This window comes from Pseudomonas sp. OG7 (assembly GCF_014192825.1).
Classification (GTDB): domain Bacteria; phylum Pseudomonadota; class Gammaproteobacteria; order Pseudomonadales; family Pseudomonadaceae; genus Aquipseudomonas; species Aquipseudomonas monteilii.
Window position 1 is genome coordinate 1 of record NZ_JACHYK010000006.1, and the last position, 19,891, is coordinate 19,891.

16 protein-coding genes and 3 pseudogenes are annotated in these 19,891 nt (G+C 62.1%); 7 read left to right on the forward strand and 12 right to left on the reverse strand.

The window, feature by feature from the left end:
- Window positions 1-337: 337 nt before the first annotated feature.
- Window positions 338-1,234, forward strand: a complete 897-nt coding sequence (locus tag FHW75_RS15535; RefSeq protein WP_019098624.1) for a formate/nitrite transporter family protein — start codon at window positions 338-340, stop codon at window positions 1,232-1,234.
- Window positions 1,235-1,237: 3 nt separating this feature from the next.
- Here the strand turns inward: FHW75_RS15535 and FHW75_RS15540 are convergent, their stop codons facing one another.
- Window positions 1,238-2,329, reverse strand: a complete 1,092-nt coding sequence (locus FHW75_RS15540; protein ID WP_161751429.1) for an MBL fold metallo-hydrolase — start codon at window positions 2,327-2,329, stop codon at window positions 1,238-1,240.
- A 128-nt stretch (window positions 2,330-2,457) separates the two neighbouring features.
- Here FHW75_RS15540 and FHW75_RS15545 point away from each other — a divergent pair, with 128 nt between their 5' ends.
- Together FHW75_RS15545 and FHW75_RS27190 are read left to right on the forward strand one after the other, a co-directional pair.
- A complete protein-coding gene (locus tag FHW75_RS15545; RefSeq protein ID WP_026020440.1) occupies window positions 2,458-3,531 on the forward strand; it encodes a diguanylate cyclase in 1,074 nt (357 codons plus the stop codon).
- 51 nt (window positions 3,532-3,582) lie between these two features.
- Window positions 3,583-4,824, forward strand: a pseudogene (locus FHW75_RS27190) (CHASE4 domain-containing protein); the annotation flags it as partial.
- 15 nt (window positions 4,825-4,839) lie between these two features.
- Here the strand turns inward: FHW75_RS27190 and FHW75_RS27195 are convergent.
- Window positions 4,840-4,938 (reverse strand): annotated as a pseudogene (locus FHW75_RS27195) (hypothetical protein); the annotation flags it as partial.
- Between FHW75_RS27195 and FHW75_RS27200 the strand changes: the two are divergent.
- A pseudogene (locus FHW75_RS27200) lies at window positions 4,924-6,168 on the forward strand (putative bifunctional diguanylate cyclase/phosphodiesterase); the annotation flags it as partial. The pseudogenes FHW75_RS27195 and FHW75_RS27200 overlap by 15 nt on opposite strands.
- Before the next feature lie 87 nt (window positions 6,169-6,255).
- Here the strand turns inward: FHW75_RS27200 and FHW75_RS15555 are convergent.
- The 8 genes from FHW75_RS15555 to FHW75_RS15585 all read right to left on the reverse strand — a co-directional run bounded on the left by FHW75_RS15555 (window position 6,256) and on the right by FHW75_RS15585 (window position 11,546).
- Window positions 6,256-6,582 carry a DUF2025 family protein gene (locus tag FHW75_RS15555; RefSeq protein WP_016713809.1) on the reverse strand — a complete coding sequence of 109 codons (327 nt, stop codon included), beginning with the start codon at window positions 6,580-6,582 and terminating at the stop codon, window positions 6,256-6,258.
- Window positions 6,583-6,732: 150 nt separating this feature from the next.
- On the reverse strand, window positions 6,733-7,602 hold the full coding sequence (locus FHW75_RS15560; protein WP_019098628.1) for an HlyD family secretion protein: 870 nt from the start codon (window positions 7,600-7,602) through the stop codon (window positions 6,733-6,735).
- 12 nt (window positions 7,603-7,614) lie between these two features.
- Entirely contained in the window at window positions 7,615-7,821 is a 207-nt protein-coding gene (locus FHW75_RS15565; protein WP_019098629.1) for a DUF1656 domain-containing protein, read from the reverse strand.
- Window positions 7,808-9,796, reverse strand: coding sequence for an FUSC family protein (locus FHW75_RS15570; RefSeq protein ID WP_161751427.1), 1,989 nt, complete (start codon window positions 9,794-9,796; stop codon window positions 7,808-7,810). Before FHW75_RS15570 ends, FHW75_RS15565 begins: the two co-directional genes overlap by 14 nt.
- A gap of 182 nt (window positions 9,797-9,978) precedes the next feature.
- A complete protein-coding gene (gene ccoM / locus FHW75_RS27010; protein ID WP_012273831.1) occupies window positions 9,979-10,095 on the reverse strand; it encodes a cytochrome c oxidase subunit CcoM in 117 nt (38 codons plus the stop codon).
- 135 nt (window positions 10,096-10,230) lie between these two features.
- Window positions 10,231-10,392, reverse strand: coding sequence for a hypothetical protein (locus FHW75_RS15575; protein ID WP_016713805.1), 162 nt, complete (start codon window positions 10,390-10,392; stop codon window positions 10,231-10,233).
- Between the two features lie 66 nt (window positions 10,393-10,458).
- Window positions 10,459-10,788 carry a hypothetical protein gene (locus FHW75_RS15580; RefSeq protein ID WP_016713804.1) on the reverse strand — a complete coding sequence of 110 codons (330 nt, stop codon included), beginning with the start codon at window positions 10,786-10,788 and terminating at the stop codon, window positions 10,459-10,461.
- Window positions 10,789-10,850: 62 nt separating this feature from the next.
- The gene (locus FHW75_RS15585; protein ID WP_025754553.1) at window positions 10,851-11,546 is read right to left on the reverse strand and encodes a M949_RS01915 family surface polysaccharide biosynthesis protein; all 696 of its coding nucleotides are present in this window, start codon (window positions 11,544-11,546) and stop codon (window positions 10,851-10,853) included.
- 162 nt (window positions 11,547-11,708) lie between these two features.
- Between FHW75_RS15585 and rapA the strand changes: the two genes are divergently transcribed.
- Window positions 11,709-14,555 (forward strand): RNA polymerase-associated protein RapA, encoded by a 2,847-nt coding sequence (rapA, locus tag FHW75_RS15590; RefSeq protein WP_161751425.1) that lies wholly within the window; start codon window positions 11,709-11,711, stop codon window positions 14,553-14,555.
- 237 nt (window positions 14,556-14,792) lie between these two features.
- Entirely contained in the window at window positions 14,793-17,057 is a 2,265-nt protein-coding gene (locus FHW75_RS15595) for a bifunctional diguanylate cyclase/phosphodiesterase (protein ID WP_019096588.1), read from the forward strand.
- Here the strand turns inward: FHW75_RS15595 and FHW75_RS15600 are convergent.
- Window positions 16,957-17,844, reverse strand: a complete 888-nt coding sequence (locus FHW75_RS15600) for an NAD(P)-dependent oxidoreductase (protein ID WP_161751424.1) — start codon at window positions 17,842-17,844, stop codon at window positions 16,957-16,959. The genes FHW75_RS15595 and FHW75_RS15600 overlap by 101 nt on opposite strands.
- 169 nt (window positions 17,845-18,013) lie before the next feature.
- Window positions 18,014-18,325 (reverse strand): DUF2288 domain-containing protein, encoded by a 312-nt coding sequence (locus FHW75_RS15605; RefSeq protein WP_016713799.1) that lies wholly within the window; start codon window positions 18,323-18,325, stop codon window positions 18,014-18,016.
- Window positions 18,326-18,684: 359 nt separating this feature from the next.
- Here FHW75_RS15605 and FHW75_RS15610 point away from each other — a divergent pair, with 359 nt between their 5' ends.
- Window positions 18,685-19,800 carry a branched-chain amino acid ABC transporter substrate-binding protein gene (locus tag FHW75_RS15610; protein ID WP_025754556.1) on the forward strand — a complete coding sequence of 372 codons (1,116 nt, stop codon included), beginning with the start codon at window positions 18,685-18,687 and terminating at the stop codon, window positions 19,798-19,800.
- The last annotated feature ends 91 nt before the right edge of the window (window positions 19,801-19,891 follow it).

Consider the following 19,891-nt stretch of genomic DNA (forward strand, 5'->3'; position numbering starts at 1 on the left):
AAGCACCCACACGAATTGCTTGATTCGATTTGTTAAAGAGCGTTTGGTTAAGAGCTTTTCGTCTCAACCGAGGCGCGCATTCTACGCTTTCCTCATTCACTGTCAAGCGTTTATTTTGAAGTTTTTACTACCGCTTTCTTTTGAAAGCTAACAACTTCAAACACTTACCGCTTGCCCCGAAGCGTTCATCGCTGCGAGGAGGCGAATAATACGCGCTTTGAAATCAGAGTCAACACCTTGATCTGAAAAAACTTTCCGCGCGTGTTTTAACCCCACCTGGCAACTAATGAAAGCGCCATGGATCTGTAGAGAAACACCACCACGGAGCGTAGCGGCCATGAGCGATGCGCAAAGCGAGAAAACCCCGGGCCTGTCTGCAGATGAAGAACAGGAGGTCAGCCACAACCAGCCGCCGCGGGCGGCAGTGCTGCACGAGATGATCCGCTACCAGGGCGATCAGGAACTGGAACGTACCCTCGCGGCGTTGTGGTGGTCGGCACTGGCCGCCGGCCTGTCCATGGGGCTGTCGCTGATGGCCATGGGGCTGTTCTACGCACGCCTGCCGGAAGGAGAGAGTGCCCAGGTGGTCGCAAGCATCGGCTACAGCGCCGGCTTCCTCGCGGTGATCCTGGCACGCCAGCAACTGTTTACCGAAAACACCCTCACCGCCGTGCTGCCCGTCATGACGACCCCCACCCTGGCCAACTTCGTTCGCCTGCTGCGCCTGTGGGGCGTGGTGTTGCTCGGCAACCTGGCGGGCACCCTGCTAGTGGCTTGGGTCATGCTGGAGCTGCCGATATTCGACAGCAAGACGGACGTGGCGTTTCTGGAGGTTGGCCGCAAGGTCATGAAGAACGACCTGAGCCAGATGTTCGCCAAAGGCATCGTGTCGGGCTGGATGATCGCCACCATGGTCTGGATGATCCCGTCCATGGAGCACGCCAAGGTCTGGATCATCCTGATGATCACCTACCTGATGGCCCTCGGCGATTTCACCCATATAGTAGTGGGCTCCGTCGAGGTGTCCTATCTGGTGTGGGCCGGCGATGAAACCTGGCGCAGCTTTTGGCTGGAATTCGCCTTGCCGACCCTGACAGGCAACATTATTGGTGGCAGCTTCATTTTTGCCCTGATCAGCCATGCCCAGGTACGCAGCGACAGTGGCAAGCCACCCTCGCAACTGCTGAAAGACGACCAAGCCCCGCGCCGGCGCAGCAAGGATGACCACAGCTGAATCTCAGCGTGCCGCCATCGTGCGCTCTTTGGCGTGGCCCCGCTGACGCACAGGCCGTGGCTGCCACCAGTTCTGCCCGGCATGCGGTGAGTCAAGGCTGACCCGCTCGCCCATCTGCGGCGTGCTCAAGCGCACCTGGGCCTGGTTGGCCAGCGTCAGTATGCGTTCGAAAGGCTCCTGCCAGCCGTGGGTAGACAGGTCGAACGTACCGTTGTGAATCGGCAGCATCCAGCGCCCGCGCAAATCCAGGTGGGCCTGCAGGCTCTGCTCCGGCTGCATGTGTACGTTGGGCCAGGCGACGTTGTAGGCGCCGGTTTCGATCAAGGTCAGATCGAACGGCCCGAAACGCTCGCCTATCTGCTTGAAACCGTCGAAGTACCCGGTATCGCCACTGAAGAACACCCGCACATCGCCATCGATGATCACCCACGACGCCCACAGCGTCCGATTGCTGTCCAGCAGCCCGCGCCCGGAAAAGTGCTGTGCCGGGGTGGCGACAAAGCGCACGCCCTCCACCTCGCTTTCTTGCCACCAGTCCAGTTGGCGCACCTTCGCCGGAGCCACGCCCCAGCTCATAAGTAGGTCGCCCACGCCCAGTGGGGTAAGGAATACCCCGGTGCGTGGCGCCAAATGGCGAATCGCCTGCTCGTCGAGGTGGTCGAAATGATCGTGCGACAGTACAACCGCGGCCAGTGGCGGCAACTGGTCCAGCGCCAGCGGTGGCGCATGGAAGCGCAGCGGCCCCGCCCACTGCACCGGCGAGGCGCGCTCGGCGAACACCGGGTCGGTGATAAAGAAGCGCCCGCGCAGCTTGAGCAATACTGTGGAATGGCCCAGGCGCCAAATGCTGTGATCAGGGGCGTCGAGCACCTGCTCGCGGGTCATGGGCTGGAGGCTGATCGGGGTAGCCGGCCGGGTTTGCGGGGGCTTGCGCAGGAACAGGTACTTGAGCCCGATGCGCAGCTTTTTCAGCACCCCATCCTGCGGCAACGATGCCTGGTTGTGAAAACGCCCATCCCGATGTGGCGCCGGCTCGCCGGCAGCGTTGGCCAAAGGGACCATCAGCAACACTCCAAGCAACAGGAAAGCCTTCATGTTACCCCACAGTGATCAGATCAACCGTGAATTGGCTTGTAAGGTCATTTTTCGCCGTTGAAACTCTGTTCAACAATATTCATGCGAGTTATGCGATAAACGGTACCCCGGCAGAAGCGATGACCACGATGGACAACCGCAGCGGCAAAGGCCTTTCATTCGTCAAGCGCATCTACCTGCCGCGCGTCATTGGCCTGGGTATCGGTCTGTTCAGCGTCATGGCGGCCATTGCGCCGCTGTCTCCACCCACTTGGGCATGGCTGCTGGTGCTGCTCAACGGGTTGCTGTGGCCGCACATGGCCTACTTGTGGGCAAGCCGCTCGGCGATGCCCTACCAGGCAGAACAGCGCAACCTGCTGCTGGACTCGCTGATGGGCGGGTTCTGGACTGCCGCCATGCATTTCAACCCGCTCCCCAGCGTGACGGTACTTTCCATGATGACCATGAACAACGTCGCAGCCGGCGGCAAGCGCATGGTCTTTCGTGGGCTGCTGGCCCAGGTGGCAGGCATGCTTGTCTCCGTCCTGCTGCTTGGCCCCGGCCTGCAGCTGACCGCCACCCCCCTGCAGGTGTACGCCTGCCTGCCAATGCTGACGCTGTACCCGCTGGCACTGGGCTGGGTGTGCTACCAGCTGGCGATCAAACTGGCTGACCACAAGCGCCGGCTGAGCGCCCTGAGCCTCACCGACAGCCTGACCGGGCTGCTCAACCATGGCGCGTGGAAAGACCTGCTACTGCTGAAGTTCCAGGCCTGTAAACAACAGCAGGGGCACGCGGTCATCGCCCTGATCGACATCGACCATTTCAAGACCATCAACGATACCTTCGGCCACGTGGTCGGCGACTGTGTGCTGCGCCAGCTGAGCGCCGAGCTGCGCCGTAACCTGCGCGAAGGCGACCAGGCAGGGCGTTATGGCGGCGACGAGTTTTGTGTGATGCTGCCGAACACCAGTGAGGCCCAGGCTTGTCAGGCCATGGAGCGCCTGCGCGAACGGGTCGCTAACTACCGCAACCCACAGTTGCCGCACCTGCGCATCAGCCTGAGCATCGGCCTGTCACCCTTCGAAGCCACCGTGGAGTCACCCGAGCACTGGCTCGACCAGGCTGACAAGGCGCTTTACACCGCCAAGCACGCCGGCCGCGACCAGGTCAATTTTGCCCGCGGCGACGCTTCTACGCTCAAGCTGGCCTATCCTGATTGAACCTCCTTCCTGACTGCCTGGCGGGAGGCTGCTTGAAGGAGCCGCTCACGCATGGCCAGGACTGCCAAACACCGCCCAGCCAGCCCTACACCGCGCTTTCAGGTGCGCCACCTGATTGCCGGTTTCAGTGCAGTTTTCGGCCTGGCCTGCCTGGTTACGCTGGGCGCACTGTTAAACATCGCCGCCACCCTTGATCACCAGGAGCGTCAGCGTAGCGCCTTCCATGCGAACCAGGCCCTTGAGCAGCGACTGATCGCCTCGCGCCAGTTCTTGTCCAGCTATGCCGTATGGGATGCTGCCTTCGAACACCTGGCGGGCCAGGTAGACTGGAAATGGGCTTATGAAGAAAAGAACGTGGGCGAGTCGCTGTACAGCGCCAACGGCTACGAAGGGGTGTTCGTTGTAGAGGACAGCCGCACCACCTACGCGCTGTTCAAGGGACAGCCCAGCCAGGCAGGCGCTAACACTTATATAGACGCGCCCCTGCAGCCGATCATCGACCAGGCCCGCGCCGCGGCCGTACCACGGGAACAGATCACCCGGTACGTGCTGTTCAACGGCTGGCCGGCCGTGCTGACTGCCGCCGCTGTTCGACCGGATCGCGATGTCACCGACACTGAGGTACGCCACGCCCCGGTGATGCTGTTCATCGACCAGCTCACCGAAGACAAGCTGACACGGCTGGGCACCGGCGCCGGCCTTACCGGCATGCATGTAGACAAGGACAACAGGGGTGAGCACGGCCACTTGCGCATCGAGCTGGGCGATACCGGCTACCACCTGGCCTGGAACAGCCCGCTGCCGGGGCGCCAGCTGCTGTGGGCCGTTTTGCCGCCACTGGTAGGCGCGCTGCTGATGCTTGGCTTGATCATGCTGTACCTGTTCCGCCTCACCTTGCGCAGCTCGCGGGCAATCGGCCTTACACTCACTCACCTGCAACAGAGCAACCAGGCGCTGGAAGCCAGCGAGCAGCGTTTTCGCGCGGTGGCCGAATCGGCATCCGACTGGATCTGGGAAACCGACCGGCAACAACGCCTGACCTACCTGTCGCAACGCTTTGCCAACGTCACCGGCTACCCCGTGGACGACTGGCTGGGCCAACCGCTCAACCTGTTGCTGGCCTGCGATACCACCCCGCTCTCGCCTTGGCTGGACGCCCTGACCAGCGCCGATCCACAACAGTTGGCCAATTTGCGCTGCACCTACCGCGACCAGAATGGCCAAAACCGCTACTGCAGGATTTCGGCCCGAGCCATCTGGTATGACGACAAGCCCAGCGGTTTTCGCGGCACCGCCAGCGACATCACCGACGAAGTCGACGCCCACGCGCGCATTCAGCACCTGTCGTTGCACGACCCACTGACCGGCCTGGCCAACCGCAACAAGCTCGCCAGGCACCTGGAGCAAGCCCTGCTGCGTGGCACCGACTCGCCACCCTTGAGCCTGCTGCTGCTGGACCTCGACAACTTCAAACCGATCAACGACTCGCTCGGCCATGCTGCCGGGGATGCCGTGCTGCAAGAGGTGGCGACGCGTCTGCGCGATACCACCCGCGACGGTGACCTGGTAGCGCGTCTGGGTGGCGACGAGTTCATCCTGGTGCTAAGCGGCATGGACAACCGCAACGAAATCGACCGTTTCTGCGCGCGCCTGATCAGCCTGCTGCAACAACCCATCACCTTCGACAACCAACCCCTGCACGTCGGTGCCAGTATTGGCGTCGCCCAAACCCGCACCCAGGGTTTCGATGCGGGCGAATTGATCCGCTGCGCCGACATTGCCCTGTACCAGGCCAAAGCCGATGGCAAGAATACCTGGCGTTACTTCGCTGCCGAGATGAACCAGCAGATCCAGTACCGCCGCCAGTTGGAAAACGACCTGCGCAGGGCCCTGCGCAACCAGGAGTTCGAACTGCATTATCAGCCGCGCTACCGCCTCAGCGACCGACGCATCGTAGCGGTCGAAGCCTTGCTGCGCTGGCAGCACCCGCAGGAAGGGTTGCTAGGGCCGGACATTTTCATCCCGCTGGCCGAGCAAAGCGACATCATCGTCGCGCTGGGCCGCTGGGTGCTGCGCGAGGCTTGCCGCACAGCCCATGACTGGCCAGCCGACATTCTGGTTTCGGTGAATCTGTCGCCCGCGCAGTTCCTGCGCAGCGACGTGGTAGCCGATGTGCGTGAAATCCTGCTGGAAACCGCCTTCCCGGCCCAGCTCCTGGAGCTGGAAATTACCGAGAACGTGATGCTCAACGACATCGAAGGCGCGCTGGGCACCATGCTCTCGCTCAAGGAGCTGGGCGTGCGCCTGAACATGGATGATTTCGGCACGGGTTACTCATCGCTGGGCTACCTGCGTACCTACCCGTTCGACAGCATCAAGATAGACAAGCGCTTCATCAGTGGCCTGAACAACAACGGCGGCAGCGACCGTGCGGTGGTTCAGGCCATCATCAACCTGGGCGAAGCGATGGGGTTGACGGTGACTGCCGAAGGCGTCGAAAGCGAACAGCAGCTCAAAGCACTGGAGAAGGACCGCTGCCACGAAGTACAGGGCTATTTCATGAGCCGACCGCTGGACAGTGCCGGGCTGGAGGCGTTGTTGCACCAAACATCCCAAAGCAGCAAACAACCTCTGTAGGCGCGGGTTTACCCGCGAACACCGGCAACGCCGGTGCCATGCACCGCGGGGAATTCTTCGTGGGCAAGTCAGCTCCTGCAGGGGGCATCAGGGTTGTTGCAGGCTGCGCTCGGCCACGATCTCTGGCAGGTCCTGGCGGCGCAGGTAAGCACGCAGCGGCTCACCAATATTCAAGCGGTCATCCACATGCTGCTCCAGCAACAGCGCCAGCCGCTCACGGCACAACGCCATGCGCTGCCCTTGCTCAGGCCGCCAGACAAACTCGTTGCACGGGGTAATGCTGTCGTCGGCCACGTCCATGCCGAACGAATCCTCGGAAAAACGCACAATATGGACACCGCGCTTGCCATGAAAACCGACAAAGCCCTTGAGCTGGTCGGCAGCGTTGCAGATGTCCTGGGAAGTGATGGCCATGACGTAACCTCGCAATGATATCGGAAGATACGCACGCCTGGCGGGGGATGGGTCGCCTCTACCGGGCAACTCGCAAGCCGCAGCCTAACGCAGGTGCGCATGAACGCGCCATGGTTTTCAGCGCTCACCGCTCAGGGTGTAGGGTTGGAGCTACTGCCGATCCCGGTCCTCGTGCACCTGCACACTGGCCGTCATCCCCGCACTCAGGGTCACCCCTTCCGGCACCTGGTCCAGGCGAATCCTTACCGGTATGCGCTGGGCCAGACGCACCCAGTTGAAGGTAGGTTCCACTTCCGGCAGCAATTGACTGTCCGGGTTGCTGTTGCGGTCGGTAATACCGCGGCTGATGCTCTCCACATGCCCTTGCATCGGCTCACCCGCCCCCATCAGCCAGACTTTCACGGTATCCCCCACACGAATACGGGGCAGCTTGGTTTCCTCGAAGTACGCCTGGATATAGAAGGTTGAATCATCCACCAGGGCCATGACCGCTTCCCCGGTGTTCACATAGTTGCCTTCGGCCAGACGCAGGTTGGTGATATGCCCGCTGCGCGGCGCCCGCACTTCACTGCGCGCAAGGTTGATCCTGGCCACCTGCAACTGCGCCTCGGCTTCGTGCAACTCGCCACGCGCGATGGCCGCATTGATCTGGGCGTTTTCACGCAACTCGGCACTGATCGCCTCGGGCCCCAAGGCCGTGCGCCGGGCGGCTTCGCGTTCGCGCAGGCGCAATTGCTGGGCGCGGGTCTCGGTCACGGCGCTGGCCTGGTCGAACGCGGCCTGGAAGCGCTCGCGGTCGATAGTCATCAACAGGTCGCCCGCCTTGACCTGCTGGTTGTCATGGACCTTGAGCCCGCGTACCCAGCCGGACACGTCAGGCGCAATCACCACCACATCGGCACGCACACGGGCGTCGCGGGTCCAGGGGGTAAGCATGTAGTACTGCCACAACCGGTAGCCGGCCAACACGGCCAAGGCCACCACACACAGCGTCACCAAGGTACGTACGGCCGCACGCATCGAAACACTCCTTCATAAAGGCCCCAGTAGGCGTACCACCAGGAACAACACACAAACGAACAGCGCCGCATCGAACAGCGCCTCATGCCAGATCCAGCGCCCCAGCGGCGTGGCCTGCACCACCAGGCGTAACAGGCCGGTGAACAGCAGCGCCAGCAACACATAAATCAGAAACGGGCTGAGCAGCACGCCGCCCACTTCCCATTCACGCAACCCCATGGGTTTCCTCCTGCCAGCGGCACCACTTGCCCCAGCTTTTTTGCAATTGCAGCACCGCACCTTCAGCCAGCCGCAATGGGTCGCTGGCAGGCAGCTGGCGCAGGGCCGCGATAAATTGCTCACTGGCGGGGTCCAGGCGCTGCCCGCGCCCGGCGGCAGGCCCTTTTGCCAGTACCGCCTCCACCTGTTGCAGGTACTCGCGCTCGGCACGCCCCAAGGGGGCCTGGGCGACCGCCAGACACATGCGCAGGTGTACCAGTTCATCACCAATGTCCAGCCCATGCAGGCCGTCGTCCCAGCGCTTGCGCTCGTCTTCCGGTAATTCACTGGCATGCCGCGCCAGTTGCATCAGGCGGTCCGCCATCCGCCCGCCAAACCAGCTGTCGGCCCCACGCAGGTCGCGCCGGGTCAGGCGCACCAGGTCGCTCTGGGTGGCTGCGCGCAGTCGCCGGCCCAGCCAGGCCGGGTGACGGAACACCAATAAACGAAAGGCCATGACTGCTGCAGATACACCCACCAGCATGGCCAAGGCACTGTTCAGCATGGTCGCCACGCCAAACTGCATGGCGTTGAGCGGCGATACCAGCACAATGAAGTGCAGGCAATAGGAGGTGGCCGTGGCCCCGGTACGGGGGTGGGCCATGCCCAGCGCCCCAAGAAACAGCGGCACACCCATGGCAAGGCACAGCATGGCGAAGCTGCTCCACTGCGGCAGCACAATTTGCCCGACCAGAAACGCAGCAGGTATGGCCAGGAAAATCCCGCGCAAAAAACTCAAGCCAATTTGCGCGCCGTTCTCACGGCTGGCGAACAGGCTACAGACTACGCAGGTCAGCACCAGGCCACCCGGCGCCGAAGGCCAGGCCGTGGCCAGCCAGAACCCGCTCATAACCAGAAAGGCCAGCGCACTACGCGAACCAAACAGCAAGGCCAGTGACCAGTCGCGGTGCGCAGCCAGGCCTTGGGACACATCCTTGGGCGCCCTGCCCGCCTCCACATCCTCCAGCGCCTGGCCGGCAGCCATGGCGTAATCCAGCAGCAGGGCCATGCGCGCCAGGCAGAAGTGCTCCGCCGAACTGATCTGCTCGTCGTGGGCGGCATCCCAGATACATTGGCGCAACAGCAACAAGCCGGCCTTGTCGGGTTTGCCCAACAGTGTGCGCACTTCGTGCAACCAGGGCGCCAGGTGCTCAGCCTCCCGCTCATCCAGTTGCCGCCACTGACGGCGCACCGAACGGGAGATGCGCAACAGCACCATCAATTTCTGGCTGAGCCCACGAATGGCGCGGGCACGCTGCCGGCCACGGTTGCCTTCGAACCAGGCATGTTCGCGCTGGCTGTCGATGGCCACGATGCGCCCCAAGCTCTCCAGCAAGCCTTTGCGCGCCTCGTCCTCGCCACCCAGCATGGCACTGGCAGCTTGCAGACCGTTCTGCCAGGCCTGTCGGGCCTGCCCGCCCAGTTGCTGTTCCACGCGCATGGGCCAGAGCAAGGCACTGCTGGCAGTGGCGCAGAAAATGCCCAGGCAGATCTCGGTGCAGCGCGCCACCGCCTGGTCAAAAACCTGCAGCGGGTGGTCGATGGCCGGCAAGGCGATGATCGCAGCGGTGTAGCCGGCCAGCACGAAGGCATAGGCCCAGGCGCTACGCAGCTGGGTGGAGGCGGCGGTGCACAGGGCCAGCCAAAAGGCCAGGGTGAGCAGAAACAAACCTGGGGTCTGTGCAAACAGGCCAATGAACAGCACCGACATGACGGTGCCGACCAAGGTACCCGCCAGCCGCGCCAGGCCCTTCTGCACCACCATGCCGGACAGCGGCTGGGCGACGATGAAAGCGGTCATCAGTGCCCATGACGGTTGCTCCAGCCCCCAACGCATCGCCAGCCACAATGCCAGGCCGCCACCGAGCAGAGTCTTGATGGCGAACTTGAGGGCGAGGCTGCTGGGGGCGAACAGGGCCTGGAAGGTAATGGGCACGAAGCGGACCTTGCGGGGATGGTCTTGTAGAAAAGATAGACAATGGGGAGCAGGATAAAGTGGAAATGAATAATTAGCTAGCTAATCATCTTTATCGGCGTGCAACCAAGCACAAATTCCAGGCAAAAAAATGGGCGACCGAAGTCGCCCTAAATGCCTTGCGTGCTCGTGTACCCGGAAGGTCAACGCGGCTTGCGCTTTTTCGAGTCCTTCCAGATGAAAATGCCCAGACCGGCAAAGAAGGCAAACATCAACCCGACCGTTACCACACCGGCGATAACCACGTTGTCGAAGAACATGCTGGCCTCCCCATTCGTTTGCCGTTGTCCGATGGGTGCAAGGTAACCAATGTGGCGTGGGGGAAAATTGATCGGGATCAATGGTGCCCGAGGCCGGGCACGCGAGGGGGGTGCAGGGTTGACCTGCGTCAAATTTCAGCGCTTCTTCGGCTTGCTCTTGGGTTTCTTTTTCTTGCTGCTGTTCAACGGCAGGGCCTGCTCGAACGCGTTGCGCATGTCGTTCAGGCGCTTTTCCTTGAGGTCGTGGACGCGCTTGGCGCGTTCGGCATCGAAATCGATGAGGTTGTCTTGGCTCATGGGTGGGCTCGACGATCTACAGAGACTTGCATGATGAGGCCAGCCGCAGGTGCTGACCAGCCCCTGTCAGACTTCGATATCCACCAGCAGCCCCTGGCGTACGTGTTCGCCCATCAACGGGGCCACCGGCACGGTGTTGTCGGCGTTGACCTCATCACCAGGCATGGCACTGTAGCGCTCCTGATCGCCCTTCTGCCTGCGTTGCTGCTGGCGACGTTGTTCATCGCGCAGCAACAGTGCTTGCTCTTGCGGGTCACGCTGGTGCTTGAGGTCGATGGCACTTTCGCCGGACGCAGGCTGCGTCGGCACCACCGGTTTGATGTCGGGGGTGGGTTTGACCGGGTCCTGTTGCGAGGTCACCGGGGCGGCACTGAGCGGAATGATCGGCGGCAGCATGGACGTTCTCCTGTGCCCCTGTATCGGCAGGTGCGGGTTTACCTTGATGTCATGGACAACATTTACTCGGTTTCGTCGTCAGGCTCGTCGTCATCTGGCGGGCTGGCTTCGCTCCAGGGCCGCTTGTAAACCTGCTGCCAGACCGCGTCCATATGGTCGCGCAATACCTGCGGCGCGGTTTTCAGCGAGGCACTGTCCTCGCGCTCGCCACCGATCGGTTCTTCGCCCGCCGGGGTGATCAGCGACTGGCCGGTAATGGTGTAGCTGGCCTGCCCTTCGCGCATCTCGATGGCGATGTCGTGCGGGTCGATACCGCCGCCACAGAAGGCATGACTGGCTACCGTCATCTCGGCGACACCGTCCTTGTTCAAGTCGCTGGCATCACTGACGTCGGTGTAGAAGTCCACGTCCAGGTCCAGCCCTGGGCAGGTGGTTTCCTGCTCGATCTGCCAACGCGCCTTGAATGCATCACTTTCGGCTGTGCGCCCGTACAAGGTGGCCTTGAGTACCACCTTATCCACTTCCTGTTCGCTTTCCGGGTCACTGGCCTGGCCATCGCTGCGGCTCAGTACCAGCAGGCCTTCACCGTCGCGGTCGCGGTAGTGCACGCTCTTGATCGGTGTCTGGACGCCCAGCACTTCAAGCTGTTCCATCGGAATGGGGGGCAAGGTCTCGAAATTCTTCTGCTCGCAGGCACTGAGCAGCAGCAGGCTGCCCACGGCCATGGAAGCGCTCATCCAGCGGTGCTTGGCAGACATATAGAAGCGGTGCCCTCGTCGGCTGCACAGTGCGAGGCGATGAAACAGCTAGACTGACTTACTTCCTGTTGTCGTTCGGCACCTTTCGGTGCGTTCGCACTTTGGTCTGACCGGCCGATCCGTTAACATAATCGGCTTTTTCATCGCGGGAGTTCAGGCAGTATGGCGCAGCAGTATCAACCGGGGCAACGCTGGATCAGCGACAGCGAAGCCGAGCTCGGCCTGGGTACCATCCTGGCGCAGGATGGCCGCCTGTTGACCGTGCTTTATCCGGCCACTGGCGACACCCGCCAGTATTCCCTGCGCAATGCGCCGCTGACCCGCGTGCGTTTCTCGCCCGGCGACCAGATCACCCACTTCGAGGGCTGGAAGCTGACCGTGCGCGAAGTCGAGGACATCGACGGGCTCATGGTGTACCACGGCCTGGACGCGCAGAACCAGCCGCGTACCCTGCCAGAAACCCAGCTGTCGAACTTCATCCAGTTCCGCCTGGCCAGCGACCGCCTGTTCGCCGGGCAGATCGACCCACTGTCGTGGTTCAGCCTGCGTTACAACACCCTGCAGCACACCAGCAAGCAGATGCAGTCGGCACTGTGGGGCCTGGGTGGCTGCCGCGCGCAACCGATCGCCCACCAGTTGCACATCGCCCGCGAAGTCGCCGACCGCAGCGCCCCGCGCGTATTGCTGGCCGACGAAGTGGGCCTGGGCAAAACCATCGAGGCTGGCCTGGTGATTCACCGCCAGTTGCTGTCGGGCCGTGCCAGCCGCGTACTGATCCTGGTGCCGGAAAACCTCCAGCACCAGTGGCTGGTGGAAATGCGCCGCCGCTTCAACCTGCAGGTAGCCCTGTTCGACGCTGAACGCTTCATCGAGAGCGACGCCAGCAACCCGTTCGAGGACGCCCAGCTGGCGCTGGTTGCCCTGGAGTGGCTGGTCGACGACGAAAAGGCCCAGGATGCGCTGTTTGCTGCCGGCTGGGACCTGATGGTGGTCGACGAAGCTCACCACCTGGTCTGGCACGAAGATCAGGTCAGCGCCGAATATGGCCTGGTCGAGCAACTGGCCCAGGTGATCCCGGGTGTGCTGCTGCTCACCGCCACCCCAGAGCAGCTTGGCCAGGACAGCCACTTTGCCCGCTTGCGCCTGCTCGACCCCAACCGTTTCCACGACCTGGCCGCCTTCCGTGCCGAGAGCGAGCACTATCGCCCGGTCGCCGAAGCCGTACAGGAACTGCTCGACGAGGGCCGCTTGTCGCCCAAGGCGCACGCCACCATCCAGGGCTTCCTGGGTGCCGAAGGCGAAGCCCTGCTGGCCGCGGTCAACGATGGCGACACCCAGGCCAGTGCGCGCCTGATTCGCGAACTGCTTGACCGCCACGGCACCGGCCGCGTGCTGTTCCGCAACACACGTGCCGCAATTCAGGGCTTCCCTGAGCGCCAGTTGCACCCCTACCCGCTGGCCACGCCCGAGCAGTACCGCGACCTGCCGGCTGGCGAACACGCTGAGCTGTACCCGGAAGTGGCCTTCCAGGCCCAGGGTGAGGCAGCCGACGACGAACGCTGGTGGCGTTTCGATCCACGCGTCGACTGGCTGATCGATACCCTGAAGATGCTCAAGCGCACCAAAGTGCTGGTGATCTGCGCCCACGCCGAAACCGCAATGGACCTGGAAGACGCCCTGCGCGTGCGCTCCGGCATCCCGGCGTCGGTGTTCCATGAAGGCATGAGCATTCTCGAACGCGACCGTGCCGCCGCCTACTTCGCCGACGAAGAATTCGGCGCGCAGGTGCTGATCTGCTCCGAGATTGGCAGCGAAGGCCGTAACTTCCAGTTCGCCCACCATCTGGTGATGTTCGACCTGCCCGCGCACCCCGACCTGCTCGAACAGCGCATCGGCCGCCTGGACCGGATCGGCCAGAAGCACACCATCCAGCTGCACATCCCGTACCTGCAGGACAGCCCGCAAGAGCGCCTGTTCCAGTGGTACCACGAAGGCCTCAACGCCTTCCTCAACACCTGCCCGACCGGCAACGCCCTGCAACACCAGTTTGGCCCGCGCCTGTTGCCACTGCTCGAAGGTGGCGAGAGCAAGGCCTGGGATACACTGGTGGCCGACGCCCGCAGCGAGCGCGAACGCCTGGAGGCCGAACTGCATACTGGCCGCGACCGCCTGCTGGAGCTCAACTCTGGCGGCGCTGGCGAGGGCCAGGCGCTGGTCGAGGCCATTCTTGAACAGGACGACCAGTTCGCCCTGCCGATCTACATGGAAACCCTGTTCGACGCCTTTGGCATCGACAGCGAAGACCATTCCGAGAATGCCCTGATCCTCAAGCCAAGCGAGAAGATGCTCGACGCCAGCTTCCCGCTGGGCGACGACGAAGGCGTGACCATTACCTACGACCGTGGCCAGGCGCTGTCGCGCGAGGACATGCAGTTCCTCACCTGGGAGCACCCGATGGTGCAGGGCGGCATGGACCTGGTGCTGTCCGGCTCGATGGGCAACACCGCAGTGGCGCTGATCAAGAACAAGGCGCTCAAACCGGGCACCGTGCTACTCGAACTGCTGTTCGTCAGCGAAGTAGTAGCACCGCGCAGCCTGCAACTGGGCCGCTACCTGCCGCCGGCGGCACTGCGCTGCCTGCTCGACGCCAACGGCAACGACCTGGCATCGCGCGTAGCCTTCGAAACCCTCAACGACCAGCTCGAAAGCGTGCCGCGCGCCAGCGCCAACAAGTTCGTCCAGGCCCAGCGCGATGTGCTGGCCAAGCGTATCAGTGGTGGTGAGGAGAAAATCTTGCCGACCCACATCGAGCGCGTGGCCGAAGCCCAGCGCCGCCTGGCGGCAGAGGCCGACGAGGAGCTGGCCCGCCTGGTGGCACTGCAAGCGGTCAACCCGAGTGTGCGTGACAGCGAAATCAACACCCTGCGCAAGCAGCGTGAAGATGGCCTGGCAATGCTGGAAAAGGCCGCCCTGCGCCTGGAAGCCATTCGCGTGCTGGTGGCGGGCTAAATACCGGAGCTATGGGGCCGCTTTGCGGCCCCATAGCCGGCACAGCAGCCCTGATCTCACGAGCCTCTATTCCGGTCCAAACTCTTTATTCCTGGCCGCAATCACACTGATTACCAAATCGTAGGAATCAATGTGCCATTAGTCAGGAAGGCTTAAATACTCCTTCCTATACTGCCTCTGGACAGTCTGCACAGGGTTGTAGCGCAGACGAGTGAAAACTCGATCAAGAGGCATTCCATGGAGTGGCTAGGGCTGCAACTGTTCGCCGACTTGCCGGCAACCGGGCGTATCGTCATTGATTGCCGTCATGAACCGTTTCTGGTTCTGCTCGCCTACTTCGTTGCCTGCGCAGCCTGCTTCGCCACGCTCGACATGGCCGAGCGACAATCCCACAGCCCCGAACCCACTGCCCACCGCCAATGGAACATGCTCGGCGCTTGCTGCCTGGCCGGTGGCATCTGGGCCATGCACTTCATCAGCATGCTGGCCTTCCAGGCACCGGTGGAAGTGCACTACGACGTTTCCCTGACCATTCTTTCGCTGCTCATCGCCCTGGGCGTAGCCTGGCTGGCCATGTACAGCCTGGAACGCACACAAATGCGCATGCATCATTTTGTGCAAAGCGCAGTGTTGATTGGCCTGGGCATCATCCTCATGCACTTTGTCGGCATGGCCGCCTTGGAAACCGGCGCCGTGCAGTATTACCAGACCGGCCTGCTGCTGGCCTCTGGCGCCATTGCCCTGCTCACCAGCCTGGCCGCGTTGTGCCTGGCCCGCTACTTCCGTAATGGCAGTGGCACTCTTTATCAGGCCATGAAGTACGGCGCCAGCCTGCTGATGGCTGCCGGTATCGTCGCTACCCATTTCACCGCGATGTCGGCCATGACGCTGGTCATCCCGGCCGATACCGCCCTGCGCCTGCCTTCTGGCGACAACAGCCTGCAACTTGGGCTGGGCATCGGCTTCATCACACTGCTCATCAGCGGTGCCAGTATCAGTGCCGCATTGGCCGACAAAAAGTTGCAGAGTAAAGAGCATGACTTGCGCCGGGTCAGCGTGCTACTCAGCCAGCTGGACCAGGCCCGCGCCTCGCTGCAACAAGCGGCGCATTACGACGCGCTCACCAATCTGGTCAACCGCCGTGGCTTCAACCAGGTGTTCGCCGAGCGGCTGGCCGAACACCAGGCCAGTGAAAGCCGTCTGGCGGTGATGTTCCTCGACATCGACCATTTCAAGCGCATCAACGACAGCCTCGGCCATGACGCCGGTGACGAGCTGCTCAAGGTGATCGCCAACCACATCAAGGCCGCCACCCGCAGCCAGGACCTGGTCGCGCGCTTCGGGGGCGACGAGTTCTGCATCGTGACCAGCCTGAATAACCGCGACGAAGCCCGACATCTGGCCCAGCGCATCATGCAACGAATGAAAGAGCCCATCGACCTGGGTGGACGGCGCATGGTCATGACCACCAGCATCGGCATCAGCATCTTCCCTGACGACGGCACCAGCGTCGAAGAGCTGCTCAAACATGCCGACCTGGCCCTGTATCAGTCAAAGGACAACGGGCGCAACAGCCTGAACTTCTTCAACGACAACTTGAAGACCCAGGCCACGATGGCATTGCAACTGGAAGAAGAACTGCGCATGGCACTGCTCGAAGAACGCGGGCTCTGCGTCCATTACCAGCCCATCTTCGATATGCGCAGCGGGCAGCTGGCCAAGCTGGAAGCCTTGGTGCGCTGGCAGCACCCGCAACATGGCCTGCTCGGCCCCGAACGCTTTATCGGCATTGCCGAAGCCAACGGCCTGATCATCGACCTCGACCTGTGGGTACTGCGCCACGCCTGCAACGATCTGGCCCACCTGCAGCGCTATGGCTACGGCGACTTCAAGGTCACGGTCAACTGCTCGGCGGTGACCCTCAGCCATGACGAGCTACCCAACGAAGTGGAGAAAGCACTGTTTCACGCCGGGCTCTGCGCCCGGCAACTTGAGCTGGAAGTGACCGAAAACGCCCTCATGGGGGATCTCCAGCGCACGGTGAACCTGCTCAAGCGCGTTCGCGCCCTGGGTGTGGCGCTGTCGATCGACGACTTCGGCACCGGTTACTCGTCTCTGGCCTACCTCAAACGCCTGCCGCTGGATGTACTGAAGATCGACCGCACGTTCCTGCAGGATGTACCGGGTAGCCAAAAGGATCGGGAAATCGTCCAGGCGATCATCGTCATGGCACACACGCTGCACTTGCAGGTGGTCAGTGAGGGCGTAGAGACTACGGAACAACAGGCGTTCCTCAAAACCCACGGCTGCGACTATCTGCAGGGTTACCTGCTGGGTCGCCCGGTACCACTGGCCGAGCTGCGACCACTGCTGGAGCGGTTGCAGCGTCAGGACGGCGTGCTCAACCCTTGTTACGGTAAAGTTCTACCAGGGTCGCCGGATCTTTTTGCAGGTAACCCTGGCTACCGTGCAGGCGCATCAATTGCGCGGCGAGGCCACTGAGCGGCGTCGCCGAACCCTGCTCGCGGGAGAATTTGACCGCGCTATCAAGGTCCTTGAGTAGCGTGCGCACATGCCACTTGATCGGTTCGAAGCGGCTTTCGGCCATTTGCGGCGCCAGGATCTGCAGGGGCTTGGAGTCGGCAAAGCCACCGGCCAACGCTTCGGCGATCAACGTCGCATCCACCCCGGACTGCTCGGCCAACGCCACGACTTCGGCAATGACCAAGGCGTTGCATGCCACGATCATCTGGTTACAGGCCTTGGTCACCTGGCCTGCGCCCACCGCCCCCATATGCGTCACCCGCTGGCCAAGTACCTGCAGCACCGGCCGGGCACGCTCAAGGTCAACCGCCTCGCCACCGACCATGATCGCCAGGGTACCGGCTTCGGCACCGGGCGTGCCGCCGGACACCGGGGCATCCAGCCAGGCCATGCCACACAGTGCGGCCAGTTCGGCAGCCATTTCACGGGTGGCGGTGGGCTCCAGGCTGGAGAAATCGATCAGCAACTGGCCACTGCTTCCGCCCTGGGCAATGCCGTGTTCGCCGAACACTACCTCGCGCACCACAGCCGTATCGGCCAGGCACAGCAGCACCATGTCGCTGCCCTGGCTCAGTTCGGCGGGGCTGTGGGCTAGGCGCGCACCGGCGGCGACAAGTGCAGCGCACTTGTCCGGGCTGCGGTTCCACACGGTCAGCGGATACCCCGCCGCCAGCAGGCGTCGGCACATGGGCAGGCCCATCAGACCGATGCCGGCAAATCCAAGCGAAGGTAGTGCAGTGCTCATCAATGACTCCCGACTGTTCGAATTGTTTTACAGGTTGGCAGCGGGGTAGACACATTACGCATCCCGTAAACTGTTACCGCCACGCCGAATTGTTACTTCCCTCTACCCGCCTTGAATGCTTTCAAGCACCAATAAGGGGCTGCTGCGCATTTTTGCGCACCAAAAACGATCACGCCACTTCGGGGCCCTTCACCTGAATCACGATGAACGGCGAAACCACTACCGCCCAGATCTCTGGATCGCGGCTTTGCAGGTCCAGCGCTTGTTCGGCCGACACCGGCCCAACAGTGCCATCACTACGCCACTTGGCGAAGATCTCGCTGCGATTCTCGGCCATCGCCTCGGCAACGGTGATCAGGTCCAGGCTGGGGTCGACCCAAATCAGGTCACCCTTGGCCCAGAAACGCTCCAGCGCTTTCCACTCGATGATTGCCGTCTCGCCAAGCAATTTGGCATAGAGGGTGCTTGTTTGATCAGTCATGGGTGGTATCCGCAAAAATCGGCCAATAAAAAAGGCCGGCATTTTTGCAGAAAAACCCGGTTTCAAATATGTAATTTGGTCGATTGACCCCGAAGTTGTGGGGTGGGGTCACAGATACAGGCAGTTTGATGGCGCCTTTCTGTATCTTTCTGTCGATCAAGCGACAACCCAGGAAACAGGCACTTTTCGACCGCTTTTCAAGCGCTCGAACAGCGCTCTACACTGTACCGGTACAGTTCCGGGACATGTTCCGGGGGAAGGTGGGCTTGCGCGTTGGCATGGCCACGCCGCAAATCCCGCCCGGTCTGTAGCCCTGGCCGCCAGGACTATAAGAATTACAACAGAATGAGTGGAGCACTATGATCAAGATTTCCAAGCTGTTCGCCGCAATGGTACTGGCCGGGGTAGCCAGCCATTCGTTTGCCGCCGATACCATCAAGATCGGGATTGCTGGCCCTAAAACCGGCCCTGTGACCCAGTACGGCGACATGCAGTTCATCGGCGCCAAGCAAGCCATCGAGGATATCAACGCCGCGGGCGGCGTCGATGGCAAGATGCTCGAAGCCAAGGAATACGACGACGCCTGCGACCCTAAACAGGCCGTGGCAGTCGCCAACAAAGTGGTCAACGACGGCGTCAAGTTCGTCATCGGCCACCTGTGCTCCAGCTCCACCCAGCCAGCGTCCGACATCTACGAAGACGAAGGCGTGATCATGATCACACCGGCCGCCACCTCGCCGGAAATCACCGCCCGTGGCTACAAGCTGATCTTCCGCACCATCGGCCTGGACAGCGCCCAGGGCCCGGCTGCCGGCAACTACATCGCCGACCACGTCAAGCCGAAAGTGGTTGCAGTGCTGCACGACAAGCAGCAGTACGGTGAAGGTATCGCCACCGCGGTCAAGCAAACCCTCGAGAGCAAAGGCACCAAGGTTGCCGTATTCGAAGGCCTGAACGCCGGCGACAAGGACTTCTCCTCGATCATCCAGAAGCTCAAGCAGAACAACGTCGACTTCGTCTACTACGGCGGCTACCACCCAGAGCTGGGCCTGATCCTGCGCCAGGCGCAGGAAAAGGGCCTGAAAGCCAAGTTCATGGGCCCAGAGGGCGTGGGTAACGATTCGATCTCGCAAATCGCCCAGAACGCCTCCGAAGGCCTGCTGGTCACCCTGCCGAAGTCGTTCGATGCCGACCCGGAGAACAAGAAGATCGTCGACGCCATCAAGGCTGACGGCAAGGACCCAAGCGGCCCGTTCGTGTTCCCTGCCTACTCGGCTGTCGAGCTGATCGCCCAGGGCATCAAGGCCGCCAAGTCCGAAGACACCGACAAGGTGGCAGCCGCCATCCACGCCGGCTCCTTCAAGACCCCGACCGGCACCCTGTCGTACGACGACAAGGGCGACCTGAAAGACTTCAAATTCGTGGTCTACGAATGGCACTTCGGCAAGCCGAAGACCGAAGTCTCCCCTCAGTAACTGCGTGACTAATAGCTGACCGAAGAAGCCCACTGTGCGAGCAGTGGGCTTTGTTTTACGAGGTTCATGGGCCCGATCCCCGCGATCCGGG